Source organism: Spiribacter halobius, from assembly GCF_020883455.1.
In the GTDB taxonomy this organism is placed as follows: domain Bacteria; phylum Pseudomonadota; class Gammaproteobacteria; order Nitrococcales; family Nitrococcaceae; genus Sediminicurvatus; species Sediminicurvatus halobius.
In genome coordinates this window covers 234,977-254,789 of sequence record NZ_CP086615.1, presented here as the reverse complement: position 1 = coordinate 254,789, position 19,813 = coordinate 234,977, and the positions used below count along the sequence as shown (strand labels likewise).

The window sequence follows — 19,813 nt, the reverse complement described above, 5'->3', positions numbered from 1 at the left end:
GATCGGCGCCGGCGCCACCCGCACGCTGCCGGGGGCGCCAACATTAAACCCGAAACCCGAAACTCGAAACCGGGCGTCGGAGCACGAAACGTCGCCAGCCGTGGCCGACAGGCGCCGCGCCGGTGTATTGCCCCAAGGAGGCCTCCCGCATCGTGACCCTGGATACCGACTGGTTCTCGGAGCCGCTCGCGAGCGAAGGCGTCGCCTTCTCGCTGCGGGTGACCTCGAAGCTCCACGAGGAGCGCACCCCCTGGCAGTACATCGAGGTGTACGAAACCGCCCACTGGGGCCGGCTGCTGGTGATCGACGGCTGCGTCATGCTCACGGGGCGGGACAACTTCCTCTACCACGAGATGATGGCGCATCCGGCCCTGGCCACCCACCCGGCACCGCGGGACGTGCTCGTGATCGGCGGCGGCGACTGCGGCACCCTGCGCGAGGTGCTGCGCCATGAGAGCGTCACCCGCGCCGTGCAGGTGGACATCGACGAGGCCGTCACCCGGGCGGCGGAGCGCTTCTTCCCCGAGCTCACCGCCGGCAATGACGACCCGCGGGTCACGCTGCGCTTCGAGGACGGCGTCGCCTACCTGCGCCAGGCGCCAGCGGCCTCCTTCGACGTGGTGATCATCGACAGCACCGACCCGGTGGGCCACGCCGCTGGCCTGTTCGGGGCGCCGTTCCTGAGCGACGTCCGCCGGGTGCTGCGATCGCCCGGCGTGCTGGTGCAGCAGAGCGAATCCCCCCTGCTGCACGCCGAGAGCGTCATCCGCCCCCTGCACGGCGCGCTGGCCGAGGCCGGCTTCGCGGCCCGGGCGACCCTGCACTTTCCGGTGCCGAGCTATCCGTCCGGCTGGTGGAGCGCGACGCTCGGCCTGCTCGGTCTCGAACCCGAGGCCTACCGCACGGTTACCCTGCCGGAGCTGCGCTATTACAGTGCCGCGATGCACCAGGCGGCGCTTACCCCGCCGGCCTTCTGCGGGACGCTGTTCCGCCCCGACCGGCCGGCCGGGGGCGGGACATAGCCTGTTATCCGGGCCAGGCCACGGCAGACAGTCAACATGCGCGGCAAACTCTCGCTGCCGACCCGGGTCGCTCTGGTCTACCTGCTGCCGGTGCTCGCCATCGGCGCACTGGCGATCTACGTCACCCTCGGCCTGCGCACCACGTTGACCACCAACGAGCAGGTCACCGAAACCCAGGACATCATCAGCACCGCCCGGCTGGTGGAGCGGCTGCTGATCGATGCCGAGACCAGCCTCCGCGGCTACCTCATCACCGGCGACGAGGATCTCCTGGATCCCTACGACATCGCCGTCTTCCGGTTTTCGCGGACCATCGAGACGCTGGCACGGCAGGTCGCCGACCGCCCCGAGCAGCGCCGGCGCACCGCGCTGGCGCGGGAGCTGTTCGATCGCTGGCAGCGCTCCGTCGCAAGCGAGCTGATCGAGGCCCGGCGCGGCGGGCAGGATTTCGCCGCCATCGTCAGCACCCGCGAGGGCACCGGCCTGGTCAGCGCCTTCCGGGAGACCCTGCGCGAGCTGCTGGAGGCCGCCGAGCAGCGCCTGCAGGACCAGCTCGCCGCCAGCCAGAGCGGCTTCCACCGCATGGAGACCGTAGCCTGGGTGTGGCTTGCGGCTGCGGTGTGCATTACCGCCGGTGTTGGTGCGCTGCTGCTGCTCGGCCTCTCGCGCAGCGTGCGCGATCTCACCGACAGCGCCCAGCGCATTGCCGACGGCGAGCTCGACCGGCGCATGACCGTGCGCGGGGATCGCGACATCTCCGCCATGGCGACCGCCTTCAACCGCATGGCGGATCGGCTGCAGGCCACCGTGCAGAAGCAGCAGCGTACCCAGGCGGAGCTGCGCGAGCGGGTGGATCGGCTGGTGGCCCTGCGCACCCGTGAGAGCAACCTGCTCACCCGCATGGGCGAGCTGCTGCAGGCCGCGGACGACCGCGAAGAGGCCTACCGGGTGGTGGCCCAGACCGCCCGCGAGCTGTTTCCGGACGACAGCGGGGCGCTGCTCATGCTCACCGAGGACCAGGACGTGCTCCGGCTCCGCAGCTGGGGGCGGCATGCCGAACGCCTCGGCGCGTCAGCGTTCGCCGCCCGCGAGTGCTGGGCCCTGCGCCGGGGCAAGACCCACACCGGCGCCGGCGACGAGGGCGAGCTGAGCTGCGGCCACGTGGACCCGGCACACCCGGCGCCCTACATCTGCATCCCGCTGGTCGCCCAGGGCGAAACCCTCGGCGTGCTGCATCTGCGCAACGACGAGCCCGAACACGAAGGGACGCTGGACTGGACGGACGCCGAGCACCAGCTAGCCGCCACCATGGCCGAGCACGTGGCGCTCGCCCTGGCCAACCTGGAGCTGCGCCACCGGCTGCAGGAGCAGTCCCTGCGCGATCCGCTCACGGGCCTCTACAACCGGCGCATGCTGGCGGAGGCCCTGCCACGGGAGCTGCGCCGCAGCGCCCGCGCGGAGCAGTCGGTGGCGCTGCTGCTGTTCGACCTAGACCACTTCAAGCAGCTCAACGACGATCATGGCCACGACGCCGGCGATGCCGTGCTGCGCCACCTCGCCGGGCTGCTCGGGGAGAATTTCCGTGGCGAGGACATCTGCTGCCGCTTCGGCGGCGAGGAGTTCGCCGTCGTGCTCCCCGGGGCCGACCTCGAGCATGCGCGGCAGAGGGCCGAGGAGCTGCGCCGGTGCGTGGCCGAGGCAGCGGTCGTCCACCAGGGCGAAGCGCTGGGTGACTTCACCCTCTCTCTCGGCATTGCCATGGCGCCGCAGCATGGCGACAGCGAGGAGCGCCTGATCCAGGCGGCCGACGAGGCGCTCTACGCCGCCAAGGCCGCCGGCCGCAACCGCGTCTGTGTCGCCGGGGAGCTCGCCTGAGCCGGACGGCCAGGCCGTCGCCGTGGCATGATGCGGCTCCGCCGCGACTGACCGATCCTCTCCAGGGCAACCCGCCAACGCCGATGCCGAGCGACACCAACGCCGCCCGCCACGCCCTGCTGCTGCCCGAGCGCACCCGCGCGGCCGTGCTCGGTGTCTGGGCGCTGGCCCTGCTGCCCTTCATCGTCATCAGCCTCGCCACCGGCGGCCGGACTGCCGCGCTGGCCGGTGCCGTCGCACTCCTGCCGGCGGCTTTCCTGCTGATCTGGTACCGGATCAGCGGGCATCTGCCGCCACCGCGCTACACCGTGCCCGCGATGCTTGCCATCAATGGCGTGATCGCGGTCTCCGCGGCGCACCTGCCCCACGGCCCGAGCTACTGGATATTCCCCTTCCTGGCGCTCAACTTCACGCTCATGGGGCTCACCGTCGGCGGCCTCACCAATCTGGCGCTGATCGCCGCCGGCACCTGGAACGTCAGCCTGTGGGCCGGTGGCGCCGAGACGTTCACCTTCCTCAAGACCACGCTGCTGCTGTTCGTGTTCGTGCTGTTCATCTGGCGCGCCCTGGAGGAGAGCTGGCAGCAGCTGGACGGGCTCGCCCACCGCGACGAGCTCACCGGCCTCGGCAACCGGCGGGCCCTGCGCCCGGCCCTCGACCGGGTGGCCGAGGGGGAGGGGGTCGCCAGCGTGCTCATGATCGATCTGGACCGGTTCAAGCTGCTCAACGACCGGCATGGCCACGCCGCCGGGGACGAGGTCCTGGTACGGCTGGGTGGCCTGCTGAGGGAGCACCTGCGCGCTTCCGACAGCGCCTACCGTGTGGGCGGAGACGAGCTCCTCGTGCTGCTTCCGGAGACGCCCCTGGACGGTGCGCGACAGCTCGCGCAGCGCCTTGCCGAGGCCGTCGCGGCCGCGGACTTCCGTATAGGCGAGCGCATCGGCGTATCCATCGGGGTAGCCGAACGTCTGCCGGGCGAGCGCGTCGAACACTGGCTGCAGCGCGCCGATGCCGATCTCTACCGAGGAAAGTCCGCCGCGGCCGGCGGCGGCGTCTGATCCATCGGCTCTATCGCCACACTCATACCGATTGATTTGCGCGCCCGCCCATGGGCCTCTATGGTCGCCCCCGGGCCAATCTATGCCACGGAGTCAGCAGGAACGACGCCATGCCCAAGCCCCTGTACAGCAACAAGCCCGGCTTTCGCCACGACGACCGGCCCCGCCTGGGCGTACTGGTGACCAACCTGGGCACGCCGGACGCCCCCACGAAGGCGGCGCTGCGCCGGTATCTGGCGGAGTTCCTGGGCGACCCCCGGGTGATCGAGATCAATCGAGCGCTGTGGTGGGTGATTCTGCACGGGATCATCCTGCGGACGCGGCCGAAGAAGTCCGCCGCGGCCTACGCCACGGTGTGGACCGACGAGGGCTCGCCGCTGCTCACCACCGCCCGGGCGCAGACCGAGGGCATCGCCAGCCGCCTGCGCGAGCGCCTGCAGGGGCCGGTGGCCGTGGAGCTCGCCATGCGCTACGGCAATCCGTCCATGGCCGAGGGGCTGCGCAAGCTCCGCGACGCCGGCGCCGAGCGCATCGTGGTGCTGCCGCTCTACCCGCAGTATTCCGGCGCCACTACCGGCTCCACCTTCGACGCGGTGGCCGACGAGCTCAAGCGCTGGCGCTGGGTGCCGGAGCTGCGCTTCATCGGCCAGTACCACGACGACGCCGATTACATCGACGCCCTTGCCGCGAGCATCCGCGAGCACTGGGCAGAGCACGGGCGCGGGGAGAAGCTGCTGTTCTCCTTCCACGGCACGCCGAGGCGCTACCTACTGGATGGCGATCCGTACCACTGTCAGTGCCGCAAGACCGCCCGTCTCGTGGCCGAGCGCCTGGAGCTCGCGGACGATGCCTGGCAGGTCACCTTCCAGTCCCGGTTCGGCAACGAGGTGTGGCTGCAGCCCTATACCGACGAGACCGTCGAGGCCCTCGGCAAGTCCGGCCTGAAGACCCTGGACGTCGTCTGCCCGGGCTTTTCGGCGGACTGTCTGGAGACCATCGAGGAGATCGGCGGCGAAAACGCCGAGATCTTCGAGGAGGCCGGCGGCGGGGAGCTCCGTTACATCAAGGCCCTGAACGACCGCGAGGACCACCTGGAGCTGCTCACCCGGCTCGTGCTCGAGCACGTCCAGGGCTGGCCGGAGGCGGGTGGCCCGCCCCGCGGCCTGCGGGAACCGGAGGCGACGCTGGCACGCGCCCACGCCCTCGGCTCGGAGGTGTGAACGGCCTGCCGCGGGTGGGCGTCGCCAGGGCGGCGCCAGCCCACGGCAGGCCACGCCGGCGCTCGCTACCGGCCGATTACCAGCTCGCGATCCCCATCCAGGGTCCACTCGTGGAGAGAGCCGTCGTAGAGACGCACCTGCGGCAGTTCACCGATCTCGCTCAGCGCGAACCAGGCGAGGGCAGACACATGCCCCGAGTTGCAGTAGGTCACCATCGGCCCCGGTGAGGCCCCAACCAGAGCCTGTACCAGCCGCCTCACCTCCTCGCGGGAGCGCCAGTGGACGATACCCTCGCGCTCGGTGACGAACAGCGTGAACGGCAGCGGCTCGGCCCCCGGCAGATGGCCCAGGCCACGGACGTAGTCCTGGCCGGCCAGTCCCGCAAATGGCTCCAGTGGCCGATTGTCCAGCAGCCGTGCGTTGACCTCGCCGGCGACGATGCCCTCGACTTCGGCGCTGGTGGCGAGTAGCTCCGAGCGCGGCGCCCTCGCCGTGAAGTCGCCGGCGGCGGTGTCCGCGAGGGTGTCGGTCACGGCGCCGCCGGTCGCACGCCAGGCAGCCACTCCGCCGTCGAGTACGGCGACGTCGTCATGGCCGTAGTAGCGGAGCTGCCAGTACAGCCGCGCCGCCACGGTCGCGTCGCCATAGACCGTGTGCCCGGCAGGGGCGATGACCACCGTCTCCCCGGCGTCGACGCCAAGCCCGCGGACAGTGGCCTGGAAGGCCTCCGCCTCCGGCAGCAGGTAGCGGATGCGCCCGTGGCGCCCCTCGCGCTCCGCCAGGAACTCGCCCATGGCGACGAACGCCGCGCCCGGGATATGCCCGGTGTCCGCAAAGGCATCCACGGAGCGGGAGGTCTCCACGACGGCGACGCGGTCGTGGTGCTGTCGCAGCCACTCGGCGTCGACCACCGCGGGGCTCGCCGCAGCCGCCGCGACGGGCAGAAGCAAGGCAAGGCCGAGCAGCGCGCGGGGCAGAACCCGCTGCGCTGCGAACTGTCTCATAGTGCACATCTGGACGGCCCTCGAGGTCTGCTAGAACGTGAACAGGCGAACGGCCGGATCGGCCACCAGGGCGCCAATGGCATCGGGGCGGGCGACGCGCACGCCCTCGGCCAGGTCGTCTTCGTCGGCGCTACGGTTCGGCAGGTAGATGGCGCACACCTCGACAGTGACGCCCGCTTGCAGCAAACCGCGCAGCATGGCCGCCGGGCTCATGCCCGCCGGCTGGATGACGGGACTCGTGTCGGTGGCACCGCGCAGTGCGAGGTCGCCGGCGGCGTCGCAGAGCAGTACGCGCACGTCGCTGCCGGCCGCCCGGGCCTGACGGGTGAGGATGAGCGCCATGGCCTGGGTCTCGGCCTCGCCGCTGGTGACGATGGTGAGCAGTGATCGCTCCGACTGCGCCGCTGCGGGCGCGGCGAGCACCACCAGCAGCGCGGCGAGGAACAGGATCTGCAAGGGTCTCATGTGGGCTATCCTTGAGCGTTGCGGGTGGTCGGCCGCTGCCGGCAGCTGCTCAGGCCGATGAGCCGGTAGGCCGGGCAGTAACCGACGACGGCGGTGGCGAGCGGAATAAGGCCGATCCAGCCCCAGACCATGCCGTCGACGGCCAGGGCGGCGGCGATCAGGGCAAGCCCGGCGACGGCTCGCAGGGCGCGGTCGAGAGTGCCGACGTTGCGCTGGAACATGGGAGAACACCTCGGTTGGGATGACAACATCAGTGGGCGCCGATACCCCGGAGGGTGTCAGTGACCAAGTCACAGAGTCCCTCGCGGGCTCGCGCTAACATGGCGGTAACATGAGCACCGAGACGCAGCAGCACAGTGCAGAGCGCGCCACGCATCCGGCGCTCGCGGGGCTCGACCCCGCCGGCCGCGCGGAAGTGCTGGCGGCAAGCCGTCGGCTGACGCTGCCGGCCGGCACCCGGGTCTTCGCTCCCGGGCAGCGCTGCGAAGGTCTGCCGCTGGTGGTGGAGGGGGAGATCCGGGTGCAGATGACCGGTGTCTCCGGCAACGAGATCGTGCTCTACCGAATCGGCCCCGGCCAGCTCTGCACGCTCTCGGTGTCCTGCCTGCTCAGCCGCGGTGCCTATCGCGCGGAGGCCTATGCCGAAGAGGGCAGCGTGGTCCTGGTGCTGCCCGCGGAGCTCGCCGAGCGGCTAATGGACGACGCGCCGGCCTTTCGGCATGCCGTGCTCGAAAGCTACGGTGAGCGCCTGCAGGCGCTAATGCTGGTGATCGAGGAGGTGGCCTTCCGTCGCGTCGACCAGCGCCTCGCCGAGCGGCTGATCAGCCGCCAGCGACAGGGGCTGCTCACGGTGACTCACCAGGATCTCGCAGTGGAGCTGGGCACCGCGCGGGAAGTGGTAAGCCGGCTGCTCAAGGAGTTCGAGCGCCAGTCGCTGGTGCGCCTCGAGCGCGGCCTCATCGAGCTCCGTCACGAGCCGGGCCTGGCCCGCATCGCCGCGGGGCTCGGCGTACAACGCACGCACTGACCGCGGCTGGTGGCGGCAACGCCCGCTGCCAGCCGCGGCGCGGGCGGGCTGGCGCCGGGCGCCCCGTCTGCTCGGAGCGAGACAGCCCGGCGCTAGTGACGAATCTCGGAAACCACAGGGGCAACCGCCATGGAGCTCGATCCGATCCTGCTTTCGCGAATCCAGTTCGCGTTCGTGGTTTCGTTCCACGCCATCTTTCCGGTTTTCACCATCGGGCTGGCGGCCTACATCGCCTTGCTCGAGGGCCTGCATTTCCGCACCGGCAATCCGGCCTGGGAGATGCTCTCGAAATTCTGGACCAAGGTATTCGCCGTCGCCTTCGGCATGGGCGTGGTCTCCGGCATCGTCATGTCGTTCCAGTTCGGCACCAACTGGAGCAACTTTTCCCAGGCCTCGGCCAACTTCCTCGGCCCGGTGCTGAGCTACGAGGTGGTGACCGCCTTCTTCCTCGAGGCGGCCTTCCTCGGCGTGCTGCTGTTCGGCCGGGACAAGGTGCCCAAGGGCACGCACCTGTTCGCGGCGATCATGGTCGCGGTGGGGACGTTCATCTCCTCGTTCTGGATCCTGGCGGCGAACAGCTGGCTGCACACGCCCGCCGGCGTGGAGCTGCGCGAGGGCGTGTTCCACGTGACCGACTGGGCGGCGGCCATCTTCAACCCGTCATTCCCCTACCGTTTCGCGCACATGGCGCTCGCCTCCTTCCTCACCGGCGGCTTCGTGGTGGCCGGCGTGAGCGCCTGGTTCCTGCTCCGCGGCCACGCCATCGAGGCCAACCGCAAGGCGCTGTCCATGTGTCTGTGGCTGCTGCTTGTCCTCGCCCCGGCGCAGGCCGTCGTGGGCGATTTCCACGGCCTCAACACGCTCGAGCACCAGCCCACCAAGATCGCCGCCATGGAGGGCAGCTGGGAGCGTCACGCCGGCGCGCCGCTGCTCCTGTTCGCGATCCCGGACCAGGCCGCGCAGACCAACCACTTCGAGATCGGGATCCCGGGGCTGGCCAGCTACATCCTCACCCATGACTTCAACGGCGTGATCCCGGGGGTGAGCGAGGTGCCGCGGGCCGAGCAGCCGCCGGTGGCGATCGTGTTCTGGTCGTTCCGGATCATGGTGGGCCTGGGGCTGCTGATGATCGCCTTCGCCGTCTGGGGCTTCGTGCTGCGCCTGCGCGGGCGGCTGTACGAGCCCGGCCGCTTTCATCGCCTGCTGCCGTGGATGATCGCCGCGCCCTTCATCGCGGTGCTCGCCGGCTGGGTGACCACCGAGAGCGGGCGGGCGCCCTGGCTGGTCTACGGCCTGATGAGCTTCAGCGAGGGCGTGACGCCGTCGCTCAGCGGCTGGATGGCCCTCACCACGCTCATTGGCTACATGCTGGTCTACGCGGTGGTTTACGGCTCCGGGGCCTACTACTTCTATCGCGTCGTGACCAATGGCATGGAGGCGCCGGACCATCCCGAGCACGGCGTCGGCCGGCCGATGCGCCCGCTCTCCGGCGCGGACGTGTCCTGGGACGATCCCTCCATCACCGCACCGGCCACGAGGTAAGCGCCATGGCTCTGATCGACACGACCATGATCTGGGCGGTCATCATCGCCTTCGGCGTGATGATGTACGTCCTGATGGACGGCTTCGACCTGGGCGTCGGGATCCTCTACCCCTTCGCCCCGGACGAGCATTCCCGGGATATCATGATGAACTCCGTCGCCCCCGTGTGGGATGGCAACGAGACCTGGCTGGTGCTCGGTGGCGCCGGCCTGCTCGGCGCCTTTCCGCTGGTGTACTCGATTCTGCTGCCAGCACTCTATCTGGGCGTGTTCCTGCTGCTCGCGGGGCTGATCTTCCGGGGCGTGGCGTTCGAGTTCCGATTCAAGGCGCGCACCTCGAAGCACTACTGGAGCATTGCCTTCGCCGGCGGCTCGACGCTTGCCGCCTTCGCCCAGGGCGCCGTGGTGGGTGCCTATATCCAGGGCTTCGAGGTGGAAGGCACGGCCTACGCCGGCGGCGCCTTCGACTGGCTGACACCATTCACGATCTTCACCGGCATCGGGCTGGTGATCGGCTATGCGCTGCTCGGCAGCACCTGGCTGATCATGAAGACCGAGGGCGGCGTGCAGGACTGGGCCTATCGCGTCAGCCTGCCGCTGCTGGCCGGGCTACTCGGCGTGTTCGCGCTGGTCAGCATCTGGACACCGCTGGTGGACGAGTTCGTGCGGGAGCGCTGGTTCGGTCACCTCTACCTGATCTGGCTGCTGCCCGCGGGTGCGCTGCTCTGCGCCTGGACGCTGTACCGTGCGGTCAGGCGCCGAGACGAGGGCCTGCCCTTCGTCGCGACCATGGGCATCTTCGTGTTCACCTACCTGGGCCTGCTGGCGAGCAAGTGGCCCTACGTCATTCCGCCCACCTTCACCCTGCGGGATGCGGCCTCGGCGCCGGAGTCGCAGCTGTTCCTGCTGCTCGGCGTGCTGTTCGTCATCCCCATCGTGCTGGCCTACACCGCCTGGACGTACTGGGTGTTCCGCGGCAAGGTGCGCGCCGATGCCGGCTACCACTAGCCCGCGTCGCTCGCCGGCTGCCGGGTCGGGCACCGATACCGGGTGCAGTGCGGATCCGGGCGCCGGCTGCGCGCCCGCCGCCGTGAACCGGCGGGCCATGCGGGCCGACCGCGCGTAGGTGGCCGGGGACCGGCCCCAGGACTGGCTGGCACGGGAGGGGGCAGCGGTGCGCGGCGAGCTCCGGCTGGCCGCCGCCGCCGGTGTCGCCGAGGGCCTGCTGATCGTCGCCCAGGCCGGGCTCATCGCCTGGCTGGTGCACGCCGTGGTCCGCCTGGAGCGCCCGCTCTGGGGTGAAGCCACAAGCATCGCCGCGCTGCTGCTGGTGGTGCTCGCCCGTCCGGCCTGCCAGGTGTTGCGTGCCCAGGCGGCCACGGCCGCCGGCAGCCGCGTGCGCGAGCGGGTGCGGGGCCGGCTGCTGGACCGCGTGCTCGCCCTCGGGCCTACCGGCGTTGCCGCGGACTCCGAAGGCGCCCTGGCGAGCCGTCTCACCGAGCAGGTGGACGCGCTCGACGGCTACTTCTCCCGCTACCGCCCGCAGATGACCGTGGCAGTGGTGGTGCCGCTGGCGATTCTGGCGGCGGCGTTCAGCCAGGACTGGCTGGCGGCACTCTTCCTGCTGCTCTCCGCGCCGCTCATTCCCCTGTTCATGGCGCTGGTGGGACTTGGCGCCGAGCGCCTCAACCGCGACCAGTTCGAGAGCCTGGCGCGGCTCTCCGGGCACTTCCTGGACCGGCTGCGGGGACTCGCCACCCTGCGCCTGCTTGGCCGCGCCGGCGACGCCGCCGCCGAGGTGCACGCCGCCTCCGACGCCTACCGCGAGCGCAGCATGCGGGTGCTGCGGGTGGCCTTCCTGTCCTCCGCGGTACTGGAGTTCTTCGCCTCGGTGGCCATCGCCGTGGTGGCCATCTACGTCGGCTTCGCCCTGCTCGGCTACATCGAGTTCGGGCCGGCGCCGGAGGTGACGCTGTTCAGCGGGCTGTTCGTGCTGCTGCTCGCCCCGGAATTCTTCCAGCCGCTGCGAGCCCTGGCCCAGCACTACCACGACCGCGCGGCGGCGCTCGGCGCCGTCGAGGCGCTGATGGCGCTGGAGGCCACACCCGAGCCGCCGCCGCGGGCGCCAGAGGTGGCCAGACGCTGGGTGCTGGAGGCGGAAGACCTCGTGCTGGAACGCCCCGGCCGGGGTGCCATCCTGCGGGTCCGGCGGCTGCAGGTCCCGGCCGGGGAGCGTCTGGTGGTGAGCGGGCCGTCGGGCAGCGGGAAGACCTCGCTGCTGCTGGCCCTGGCGGGGCTGCTGCCACCATCCGCCGGCACGGTTCGCCACGGGCGCCCGGAGGCGCCGGTGGGCTGGCTGGGTGCCCCCCCCTTCCTCGCCGAGGCGAGCCTGCGCGAGAACATCCGCCTGGGCGCTCCTGACGCCGATGAGGCCGCCATCGCCCGTGCCGCCGATCTCGCCGGTGTCAGCGAGTTCGCCGCGCGGCTGCCGGACGGCCTCGACGCCGTGATCGGGGAGCGCGGCGCCGGGCTCTCCGGCGGCGAGGCGCAGCGCGTCGCGCTGGCCAGAGCGCTGGTCTCGCCGGCGCCGCTGCTGCTGCTCGACGAGCCCACGGCGGCCCTGGACGCGGACACGGAGGCCGTGGTCCTCTCCGGGCTGCAGCGTCTTGCCGACGAGGGCCGGGCGCTGGTGATCGCGAGCCACGACGCCACCGTGATCGCCGCGGCGGACCGCCACTGGCGCATCCGCGAAGGCGCGCTGGAGCCGGCCGATCATGCGTGAGCTGCTGCCCTATCTGCGCCTACTGCGCCGCCAGCGCGGCCGCCTCGCCCTGGGGGCGCTGCTGATGTTCGCCACCGCCGGGGCCGGGATCGGCCTGCTGGCGCTGTCCGGCTGGTTCATCACGGCAACGGCGGTCACCGGCGCGCTGCTCGCCGCCGGCATCGCGGCGAGCCTCGAGATCTATGTCCCCGGCGGCGGCATCCGCGCCTTCGCCGTCGGTCGGACGGTGGCCCGCTACCTGGAGCGGCTGCAGAACCACGACGCCGTGCTGCGCCTGCTGGCGCTGCTGCGCGCGCGGACCTTCGCCCGGCTGGCGCGGCTGGATCCGGCCACGCTCGGGCGCCTGCGCGGCGGCGAGCTGCTCACTCGCCTGACCAGCGACATCGATCGCCTCGACGGCCTCTACCTGCGGGGCCTGGCGCCGCCGCTGGTGGCCGCACTCGCGCTCGCCCTCACCACGGCCCTGCTCGCCATCGGCGACGGCGGCACGGCGCTGGCCACCGTCGCGGCCCTCGGGACCTTCGGTGCCGTCCTGCTCCTGGGCGCCTGGCGGCTCGGCCGCCGGCTCACCGAGCAGCTCGCCGCCAGCGGCGCGCGGCTTCGGGCCGGCATCGTCGACCATCTGCGCGGGCTCGGCGAGCTGCTGGCCTTCCGCAGTGCCGGGCACCATCGCGCAGGGCTGGACGCCCTCGATGCCGCCTATCGGGGCGAGGACACGGCACTTGCCCGCGGCATCGCCCGGGGCGAGGCCCTGCTGCACGGCGGCGTGCAGCTTGCCGCGGTGCTCGTGCTGCTGGCGGCGCTCTCGCTATACGCCGCCGGTACCGTCTCCGGTGCGGTGGCGGTGATGATGCCGCTGGCGGTGCTCGGGCTGCTGGAGCCGCTGGGCGTGCTGCCCGGCTCGGGGCTGCATCTAGCCCGGGCGCGGGCGGCGGCCCGGCGGCTCGATGCCGAGGCGGAGCGTCCACCCGCCGTGCCGGCGCCGGCATCACCGCTGCCGGTACCGGCTGGCGGGGCGCTCACGCTGGCGGACGTCACGGTGGAGCGGGGCGCCGGGGCGCGGGTGCTGGCGGGGGTCAGCCTGGAAGTGGCCGCCGGCGAGGCGGTCGCCGTCCTCGGGGTCTCGGGCAGTGGCAAGTCCACCCTGGCCCAGCTCGCGTGTCGCCAGCTCGATCCCAGCGCCGGCAGCGTGGGCCTCGGCGGTATCGATCTGCGCCGGCTGGACCCGGACGCGCTGTACCCGGCCGTCGGCTACCTCACCCAGCACACGGATCTGTTCGCCGGCAGCGTCGCCGACAACCTGCGCCTGGCGGACCCCGAGGCGTCTGTGGCGCGCCTGTGGCAGCTGCTGGAGGCCGTGGACCTCGCCGGCTTCGTGGACGGGCTGCCCGAGGGGATCGACACCTGGATCGGCGAGGCGGGGCTACAGCTCTCCGGCGGTCAGGCACGGCGGCTGGCGCTCGGCCGCCTGTTGCTGCGTGATCCGGTCCTGGTGGTGCTGGACGAGCCCTTGAGCGGCCTTGATGCAGCCTCGGCGCGACACGTCGCCGCGACGCTGGAGCGCTGGCTCGCCGGCCGCACGACACTGCTGCTCGGCCACGGCCGCGAGGCGCTGCCGGCGGCCGACCGCTACCTCACCCTCCGCCACGGGCGGCTCGAGCCGCTGCCCGGCTGAGTGGCCGGCTTTCCGCCGGATTCCGTACCCGCCTCGGCCATGCTTTCTCATCGGCAGCCACCGCGGTAGGCTTGGGGGTTGTCCGGCATGCCGGATGCACGCCGGCACCCCTTAATTTCCACCGCCCGCGCGGGGCGGTGGCGCACGCCCGCCGAGAAGGACAATCAGACATGGCCCATCGCATTGCACTCATCCCCGGCGACGGCATCGGCCTCGAGGTCACCCCCGAGGGCGTCCGCTGCCTCGAGGCCCTGGCCCGCCGGCCCGGGCTCGATTTCGAATTCACCGAGTTCCCCTACTCCTGCGAGTACTACGCCAAGCACGGTGTGATGATGCCCGAGGGCGCCATCGACGAGCTGAGCGGCTTCGACAAGATCCTGCTCGGCGCGGTGGGCTACCCCGGCGTGCCGGACCACGTCTCCCTGTGGGGCCTGCTGATCCCCCTGCGCCGGGAGTTCCAGCAGTGCGTCAATCTGCGCCCGGTGCGCCTGCTGCGAGGGCTCACCTCGCCCCTGCGCAACCGCGGCCCGGAGGACATCGACTTCATCGTCGTGCGCGAGAACAACGAGGGCGAGTACTCCGAGATCGGCGGCCGCCTCTACGACGGCCTGCCCGAGGGCATGGCCATCCAGTCCACGGTGATCACCCGCAAGGGCTCCGAACGCGTGCTGGACTTCGCCTTCCGGCTCGCCCAGTCGCGCCCCGCCAGGCACCTCAGCTCCGCCACCAAGTCCAACGGCATCAAGCACACCATGCCGTTCTGGGACGAGTGCGTGGCTGACGTCGGCAGGCGCTATCCGGACGTCACCTGGGATCAGTTCCACATCGACATCCTGGCGGCTAACTTCGTCACCCATCCCGACTGGTTCGACGTGGTCGTGGGCAGCAACCTGTTCGGCGACATCCTGTCCGACCTGGGCCCGGCCATCGCCGGCGGCATCGGCGTCGCCCCCTCGGCGAACATCAACCCCACCGGCGAGCTGCCGAGCATGTTCGAGCCCGTCCACGGCTCGGCGCCCGACATCGCCGGCAAGGGCATCGCCAACCCCATCGCCATGCTCTGGACGGTGGTGATGATGCTCGAGGACCTGAGCGAGCAGCAGGCCGCGGACGACCTCATGGGCGCCATCGAGGCGGTCACGGGCGAGGGCCGGGTGCTCACCGGCGACCTCGGCGGCAGCGCCAGCACCCGCGAGTTCACGGACGCCGTTCTGGCGCATCTGAACGGCTGAGCGGGGACCCTGGGCATTACCGACATCCGCTAGCCCGCCTATCTCACCGATTCGCGCCCGGAGCCGCGAATCGGTGAGATAGGCGGACCGAGACGCCAGTCTGAGCGGTCTCCGACCGCGAAACGGCGCATGGCGCCGTACCGGGCCGCGCACGCTGTCGCGGTCGGAGACCGCTCCCACGCCTAATGCGCGGCTCCGCCGCCGTCAGCCGGCGGCTCACGACGGCATAGGCCGACGCCGCCGGGCCCGTGGCAGGCGCGCCCTGGCGTCGAATCCCCGCAGCCGCCGCGGAACCGCCGCGCGTCGCCGTCGGTCGACCTAACCTGAAGGGCGCGCTACCCCGGCGCGGCCGACAGGCATTATTCGAGGAGGCCGAGATGAACAAGAACACCGTATTCGCATCCCTCTGTGCCGCGGGCCTCGCGATGCCGCTGGCGGCGTCTGCCGAGATCGTCTCCGGCAACGTCGTCTACGAAGTGGATGGCGAGCGCTTCGAGGGCTACCACGCCCGCAACACCGCCCTCGGCGACGACCAGCCGACGGTGTTCATCGTCCACGACTGGGACGGGCTCACCGACTACGAGAAGCGCCGCGCGGAAATGCTTGCCGAGCAGGGCTACGCCGCCTTCGCCGTGGACATGTTCGGCGAGGGCGTCCGCCCCGAGAGCGTCGACCACCGGCGGGCCCTCACCGGTGCGCTGTACGAGGACCGCGAGCGCATGCGCGAGCTGGTGCAGGCCGGCCTCGACGCCATGGCGGAGCAGTCCGGCTTCGACCCGGATCGCGTGGTCGCCATGGGCTACTGCTTCGGCGGCACGGTAACGCTGGAGATGGCCCGCGCCGGCATGGACGTGGACGGCTTCGTCACCTTCCACGGCGGCCTGGGCACGCCCGAGGGGCAGGACTACGGCGACGTGCCGGCCCCGATCCTCGTGCTCCACGGCACCCGCGACCAGGCCGTGACCATGGAGGACGTCACCGACCTGGTCGGGCGCCTGGACGCCGAGGGCGTGGACTTCCGCATGGAGCTCTACGGCGGCGCCCGCCACGCGTTTACCGTCTTCGGCGGCGACCGTTACCAGCCCACCGCCGACCTGCGCTCCTGGGAGGCCCTGCAGGACTTCCTCGCCGACCGCATCGGCACCGGCCGGGCGCTGTGAGCTGATCCTCTCCCCCCGGGTGTCCGAGCCGGGGCGGGGATTAAACACAACGACACAACGAGCACAACGGGACACCACGGGGAGAGGAACCCTGGTGCGGCAGATGCCGCGACCTAGACTGCCGACGCGCTTGGCGAACATTTGCGGTTGGGTTGACGGTCTTTGCGAGCCCCGCCGTCAGCCCGGTGAGCCTGGTGGCGCCATCCGCCAAGTGCCGCCATCGCCTCGTTGTGTAGCGTTGTGCCCGTTGTGTCGTTGTGTTGAGGATCAGCAGTTGAGAATCCGGAACAGAGCCGCGCCCCGAGCGTGAATCACCCCCTGCCGACGTCCTTCATGCGGGCTGGCTCGAAGATCTCGATCCAGTAGCCGTCCGGGTCGCGGATGAAGGCGATCATGTTCATCTTGCCGTCGGCCGGGCGCTTCACCCAGTCCACGCCGCACTGCTCCAGCCAGGCGGCGGCAGCGTCCAGGTCCGGCACGGCGATGCCGATGTGGCCGAAGCCCTTGGGCGGCTCGTTGCCGCTGTGGAAGCTCACCTCCGGGTCTTTCTCGTCACCCCAGTTGTAGGTGAGCTCGAGCACGCCCGGGCGGGCAAAGGTATACGCAGTGCGTTCGCCCTCGTCCGCCGGCGGCTGCTCGCTGTCGGCGGCATGGGAGAGGAAGAACAGCGAGAAGCTCATCTCCGGGAAGTCCAGCCGCCGCAGCAGGCGCAGGCCAAGCACGCCCGTGTAGAACGCCAGCGAGCGCTCCGGGTCCTTGATCCGCAGCATGGTGTGGTTGAGCGTGAAGCCGCGGGTCTCCGCGGGGGCTTGCTCCTGGACGCCGGGCGCCGTTTCGGTGTTGAAGGCCATCGGCTGTCTGTCTCCCTGTGGCTGGTGGTTGGCTCGGCAACGGCTTCGAGGCGCCTGCGGGCGTTTTCAAGGCCCGCAGGCGCCGCGGCGTGGGTCAGATGGCCCGCTCCATCATCTGCCCGCGGATGTACTCGGCCTGGCGCAGCGCCAGTGCCACGATGGTCAGCGTCGGGTTCTCTGCACCCCCGGTGGTGAACTGGCTGCCGTCGGAGATGAACAGGTTGCGGATGCCGTGGGTCTGGCCGTAGCCGTTGCAGACCCCGTCCTCCGGACGCTCGCTCATGCGGCAGGTGCCGAGGTTGTGCGTCGAGGGGTAGGGCGGTACCCGGTAGTTGCGTTTCGCCCCCACCGCATCGTAGACCGCCTCGCCCTGGCGGTAGGCATGCTCGCGCATGGCCACGTCGTTCGGGTGGTCGTCGAAGTGGACGTTGGGAACGGGGATGCCGTACTGGTCCTTCTGGGTCGGGTGCAGGGTGATGCGGTTGGTCTCCCGGGGCATGTCCTCGCCGACGATCCACATGCCGGCCATGTGCGTGTAGGCGTCCATCGCCTCGGTGAAGCCGCGGCCCCAGCTGCCGGGGTCCAGAAAAGCCGCCATGAACGGCAGGCCGAGGGACAGCGTCTCCATTTCGTAGCCGCCGACGAAGCCTCGGCTCGGGTCGTGCTTCGCCTCGTCGGAGATGATGCCGGCCATGGTGGTGCCGCGATACATGTGCACGGGCTCCTCGAATACGCCATACACCGAGCCGGTGAGGTGACGCATGTAGTTGCGGCCCACCTGGCCGGACTCGTTGGCGAGGCCATCCGGGTAGCGGGCGGACTCCGAGGCCAGTAGCAGGCGCGGCGTCTCGATGGAGTTGCCGGCCACAGCCACTGCCCGCGCCCGCTGGCGCTGCTCCCGGCCGTCGCCATCGAAGTAGATCACCGCGCTCGCCCGGCCGCGATCGTCGTGCTCGATGCGCACCGCCTGGCTGTTGCTGCGCAGGTCCAGGTTGCCCGTGGCCTCGGCCTTGGGTATCTCGGTGTAGAGGGTCGACCACTTGGCCCCTGACTTGCAGCCCTGGAAGCAGAAGCCAATCTGCAGGCAGGAGGCGCGCCCGTCCCGCGGCCGGCTGTTGATGGCCATGCGCCCGGTGCTGCACTCGGTGTAGCCAAGCCGCTGCGCGCCGTTGTACATGACCTTGAAGTTGTTGTTCCCCGGCAACCCGGGGATGCCGTGGGTGCGGGTCACGCCCATGCGATCCTCGGCCCGGTCGTACCAGGGCTCGAGCTCCGCCAGGGTCACCGGCCAGTCCAGCAGGTTTGCCGCCGGCAGGTCGCCGTAGACGCTGCGGGCCCGGAACTCATGTTCCTGCAGGCGCAGGCTGGCGCCGGCCCAGTGCACGGTGCTGCCACCCACGGTCTTGCAGATCCAGGCGGGCAGCCCGGGGAAGTCCCGCGCGATGCGCCAGCTCCCGGAGGTGGTACGCCCGTCCAGCCAGGACAGCTGGCTGAAGGCCTCCCACTCGTCGTTGACGAAGGTGGCGGTGGACTCCCGCGCGCCTGCCTCCAGGAGAACCACGCGGATGCCCTGCTGGCAGAGCTCGTTGGCCAGGGTGCCGCCGCCGGCGCCGGAGCCGATCACCACCACCACGCCGTCGTCGTCTTTCGCGAACGTCGTCATTGTCTCTCTCCTCTCGATGCGGTCGCAGTGGCCGGCTCAGGCCATCGGCGGGCTGGCCGACTCCGGCGGGTCCGGCAGCCAGGTCAGGTCGTCGAAGCCGCGCATGAGGTAGCCGCCCTTCTGGAACGAGGGCCCTTCGTAGCCGAAGTGGGCGTACGCGAGCTCGTTGTCGTAGAGCGAGACCACGGCGGTGCTGCGCACCTTCTCGAAGAACGGCGAGCCGGCCATGGCGCGGACGTGGACGAACTGCTCGTCGCCGTCCAGCCCGAGCCAGTCACCGCCGGCGGCGTCGTCGAGGCGTGCAAGGCCGTCCCGGATCAGCGCGTCGGTAGCGTCATCCGCGGCCGCTGCCGCATCCAGGTCGCGGACTACGAAGGCGTAGACGGCGTCCTCCATGGTGTCGTGAGGGAAGATATGGCGGGTGAGCGTGAGCAGCGCCCGGCCCTGGCGCTCGCTGAGCTGCGTGAGCTCCAGCGCCCAGGCACGGGACGGCGCGAGGGCGGCGATGGGCCCGCCGGCAAAGGCCAGCACACCCATTAGCGCGGCGCCGCTGCCGCGCAGGAAGTCACGGCGACTGACGGCAGTCTCCAACATGCGTCTCTCCTCCTGTGGTTCGGGCACTGGCACCGCGGGGCGGCCTGCCCGGTTCGGCCGCTCGTGCGGCGGCCTTGGGGTCGAGACTAGGCCCGGCGGTCGCGGCCGGGGTAGTACACGGTTACTACCCTGGGGTATTTTCAAGGAGCGGCGCCCGTTCGCCGGGACGATAAGGCGCCGGCCGAGGAGGAGAGCGACCCGTGTGCCATATCTATGCGTCCACCGACCCGGCCCGCTACGAGAGCGTGACCCGCTCCGTGCGCGTGCACGGCCTGGTGACCAGCGTCCGGCTCGAGACCGAGTTCTGGGAAATCCTGGAGATGATGGCCAGCGACGAGGGGCTGACCGCGCCGCAGTTCATCACGCGACTGTATGACGAGGTGCTGGTCGAGCGCGGCGAGGTACGCAACCTTGCGTCGCTGCTGCGGGTGGTCTGCGCCGTCTATCTGAGCCGCCGCCCGCCGGCGCCGGAGCTGGACGGCGTGGCTGCCGGATTCGCCGCCCACGACGCCTGAGCGCCGGAAACCCCGGGCCGCAGCGAGCCCGTAACCCGGCGATTCGCGGCGAGGCGCCGCTCCCATTCTCCCGTCGGTCGTGCACGGCCGCAGGCCGTGTGCGACATCCCGTTCGCCTCCGTTCGCCGG

Annotated in this window: 18 protein-coding genes; 12 read left to right on the top strand and 6 right to left on the bottom strand. The window is 71.0% G+C overall.

The annotated features are described in order from the left end of the window. Positions 1-152 precede the first annotated feature (152 nt). From speE to hemH, 4 genes are all read left to right on the top strand, one after another. Positions 153-1,022 (top strand): polyamine aminopropyltransferase, encoded by an 870-nt coding sequence (gene speE, locus LMH63_RS01175; protein ID WP_109676525.1) that lies wholly within the window; start codon positions 153-155, stop codon positions 1,020-1,022. Positions 1,023-1,058: 36 nt separating this feature from the next. Continuing rightward, positions 1,059-2,897, top strand: coding sequence for a sensor domain-containing diguanylate cyclase (locus LMH63_RS01170; RefSeq protein ID WP_109676284.1), 1,839 nt, complete (start codon positions 1,059-1,061; stop codon positions 2,895-2,897). Positions 2,898-2,980: 83 nt separating this feature from the next. Then, positions 2,981-3,955, top strand: coding sequence for a GGDEF domain-containing protein (locus LMH63_RS01165; protein ID WP_109676286.1), 975 nt, complete (start codon positions 2,981-2,983; stop codon positions 3,953-3,955). Positions 3,956-4,065: 110 nt separating this feature from the next. Next, the gene (hemH, locus tag LMH63_RS01160) at positions 4,066-5,175 is read left to right on the top strand and encodes a ferrochelatase (RefSeq protein ID WP_109676288.1); all 1,110 of its coding nucleotides are present in this window, start codon (positions 4,066-4,068) and stop codon (positions 5,173-5,175) included. Between the two features lie 65 nt (positions 5,176-5,240). Here hemH and LMH63_RS01155 read toward each other — a convergent pair whose 3' ends face one another. From LMH63_RS01155 to LMH63_RS01145, 3 genes are read right to left on the bottom strand one after another with little or no spacing between them, the layout of a single operon-like run. Further along, the gene (locus tag LMH63_RS01155) at positions 5,241-6,179 is read right to left on the bottom strand and encodes a sulfurtransferase (protein ID WP_109676290.1); all 939 of its coding nucleotides are present in this window, start codon (positions 6,177-6,179) and stop codon (positions 5,241-5,243) included. Positions 6,180-6,209: 30 nt separating this feature from the next. Then, positions 6,210-6,644, bottom strand: coding sequence for a DsrE family protein (locus LMH63_RS01150; RefSeq protein ID WP_109676292.1), 435 nt, complete (start codon positions 6,642-6,644; stop codon positions 6,210-6,212). A 5-nt stretch (positions 6,645-6,649) separates the two neighbouring features. Further along, complete coding sequence (locus LMH63_RS01145) at positions 6,650-6,865, bottom strand: YgaP family membrane protein (RefSeq protein ID WP_109676294.1); 216 nt, start codon at positions 6,863-6,865, stop codon at positions 6,650-6,652. Positions 6,866-6,975: 110 nt separating this feature from the next. On the opposite strand from LMH63_RS01145, the gene LMH63_RS01140 reads away from it, so the two are divergent. From LMH63_RS01140 to LMH63_RS01110, 7 genes are all read left to right on the top strand, one after another. Beyond that, entirely contained in the window at positions 6,976-7,671 is a 696-nt protein-coding gene (locus LMH63_RS01140; RefSeq protein WP_109676296.1) for a Crp/Fnr family transcriptional regulator, read from the top strand. 129 nt (positions 7,672-7,800) lie between these two features. Continuing rightward, on the top strand, positions 7,801-9,213 hold the full coding sequence (locus tag LMH63_RS01135; RefSeq protein ID WP_109676298.1) for a cytochrome ubiquinol oxidase subunit I: 1,413 nt from the start codon (positions 7,801-7,803) through the stop codon (positions 9,211-9,213). 5 nt (positions 9,214-9,218) lie between these two features. Next, positions 9,219-10,220, top strand: coding sequence for a cytochrome d ubiquinol oxidase subunit II (gene cydB / locus LMH63_RS01130; protein ID WP_109676299.1), 1,002 nt, complete (start codon positions 9,219-9,221; stop codon positions 10,218-10,220). 166 nt (positions 10,221-10,386) lie between these two features. Beyond that, on the top strand, positions 10,387-11,994 hold the full coding sequence (gene cydD / locus LMH63_RS01125; RefSeq protein ID WP_229332683.1) for a thiol reductant ABC exporter subunit CydD: 1,608 nt from the start codon (positions 10,387-10,389) through the stop codon (positions 11,992-11,994). Beyond that, positions 11,987-13,669, top strand: coding sequence for a thiol reductant ABC exporter subunit CydC (gene cydC, locus LMH63_RS01120; protein ID WP_109676303.1), 1,683 nt, complete (start codon positions 11,987-11,989; stop codon positions 13,667-13,669). The genes cydD and cydC overlap by 8 nt, the downstream gene beginning before the upstream one ends. A gap of 170 nt (positions 13,670-13,839) precedes the next feature. Further along, on the top strand, positions 13,840-14,901 hold the full coding sequence (locus LMH63_RS01115; RefSeq protein WP_109676305.1) for a tartrate dehydrogenase: 1,062 nt from the start codon (positions 13,840-13,842) through the stop codon (positions 14,899-14,901). 377 nt (positions 14,902-15,278) lie between these two features. Continuing rightward, positions 15,279-16,061 (top strand): dienelactone hydrolase family protein, encoded by a 783-nt coding sequence (locus tag LMH63_RS01110; protein ID WP_109676307.1) that lies wholly within the window; start codon positions 15,279-15,281, stop codon positions 16,059-16,061. A 311-nt stretch (positions 16,062-16,372) separates the two neighbouring features. Here the strand turns inward: LMH63_RS01110 and gloA are convergent, their stop codons facing one another. The 3 genes from gloA to LMH63_RS01095 all read right to left on the bottom strand — a co-directional run bounded on the left by gloA (position 16,373) and on the right by LMH63_RS01095 (position 19,169). Then, positions 16,373-16,912, bottom strand: a complete 540-nt coding sequence (gloA, locus tag LMH63_RS01105; RefSeq protein WP_109676309.1) for a lactoylglutathione lyase — start codon at positions 16,910-16,912, stop codon at positions 16,373-16,375. Between the two features lie 94 nt (positions 16,913-17,006). Then, positions 17,007-18,575, bottom strand: coding sequence for a GMC family oxidoreductase (locus LMH63_RS01100; protein ID WP_109676311.1), 1,569 nt, complete (start codon positions 18,573-18,575; stop codon positions 17,007-17,009). A 36-nt stretch (positions 18,576-18,611) separates the two neighbouring features. Further along, the gene (locus LMH63_RS01095; protein WP_109676313.1) at positions 18,612-19,169 is read right to left on the bottom strand and encodes a twin-arginine translocation signal domain-containing protein; all 558 of its coding nucleotides are present in this window, start codon (positions 19,167-19,169) and stop codon (positions 18,612-18,614) included. Between the two features lie 200 nt (positions 19,170-19,369). Here LMH63_RS01095 and LMH63_RS01090 point away from each other — a divergent pair, with 200 nt between their 5' ends. Further along, on the top strand, positions 19,370-19,684 hold the full coding sequence (locus LMH63_RS01090) for a ribbon-helix-helix domain-containing protein (RefSeq protein ID WP_109676315.1): 315 nt from the start codon (positions 19,370-19,372) through the stop codon (positions 19,682-19,684). Positions 19,685-19,813: the final 129 nt, after the last annotated feature.

Coding starts and splice junctions, on each gene's coding strand:
- gloA (WP_109676309.1), bottom strand. CDS start 16,912: ATGGCCTTCAACACCGAAACGGCGCCCGGCGTCCAGGAGCAAGCCCCC.
- LMH63_RS01150 (WP_109676292.1), bottom strand. CDS start 6,644: ATGAGACCCTTGCAGATCCTGTTCCTCGCCGCGCTGCTGGTGGTGCTC.
- cydB (WP_109676299.1), top strand. CDS start 9,219: ATGGCTCTGATCGACACGACCATGATCTGGGCGGTCATCATCGCCTTC.
- hemH (WP_109676288.1), top strand. CDS start 4,066: ATGCCCAAGCCCCTGTACAGCAACAAGCCCGGCTTTCGCCACGACGAC.
- LMH63_RS01095 (WP_109676313.1), bottom strand. CDS start 19,169: ATGTTGGAGACTGCCGTCAGTCGCCGTGACTTCCTGCGCGGCAGCGGC.
- cydC (WP_109676303.1), top strand. CDS start 11,987: ATGCGTGAGCTGCTGCCCTATCTGCGCCTACTGCGCCGCCAGCGCGGC.
- LMH63_RS01110 (WP_109676307.1), top strand. CDS start 15,279: ATGAACAAGAACACCGTATTCGCATCCCTCTGTGCCGCGGGCCTCGCG.
- LMH63_RS01140 (WP_109676296.1), top strand. CDS start 6,976: ATGAGCACCGAGACGCAGCAGCACAGTGCAGAGCGCGCCACGCATCCG.
- LMH63_RS01155 (WP_109676290.1), bottom strand. CDS start 6,179: ATGAGACAGTTCGCAGCGCAGCGGGTTCTGCCCCGCGCGCTGCTCGGC.
- LMH63_RS01165 (WP_109676286.1), top strand. CDS start 2,981: ATGCCGAGCGACACCAACGCCGCCCGCCACGCCCTGCTGCTGCCCGAG.
- LMH63_RS01145 (WP_109676294.1), bottom strand. CDS start 6,865: ATGTTCCAGCGCAACGTCGGCACTCTCGACCGCGCCCTGCGAGCCGTC.
- LMH63_RS01115 (WP_109676305.1), top strand. CDS start 13,840: ATGGCCCATCGCATTGCACTCATCCCCGGCGACGGCATCGGCCTCGAG.
- LMH63_RS01135 (WP_109676298.1), top strand. CDS start 7,801: ATGGAGCTCGATCCGATCCTGCTTTCGCGAATCCAGTTCGCGTTCGTG.
- LMH63_RS01170 (WP_109676284.1), top strand. CDS start 1,059: ATGCGCGGCAAACTCTCGCTGCCGACCCGGGTCGCTCTGGTCTACCTG.
- LMH63_RS01100 (WP_109676311.1), bottom strand. CDS start 18,575: ATGACGACGTTCGCGAAAGACGACGACGGCGTGGTGGTGGTGATCGGC.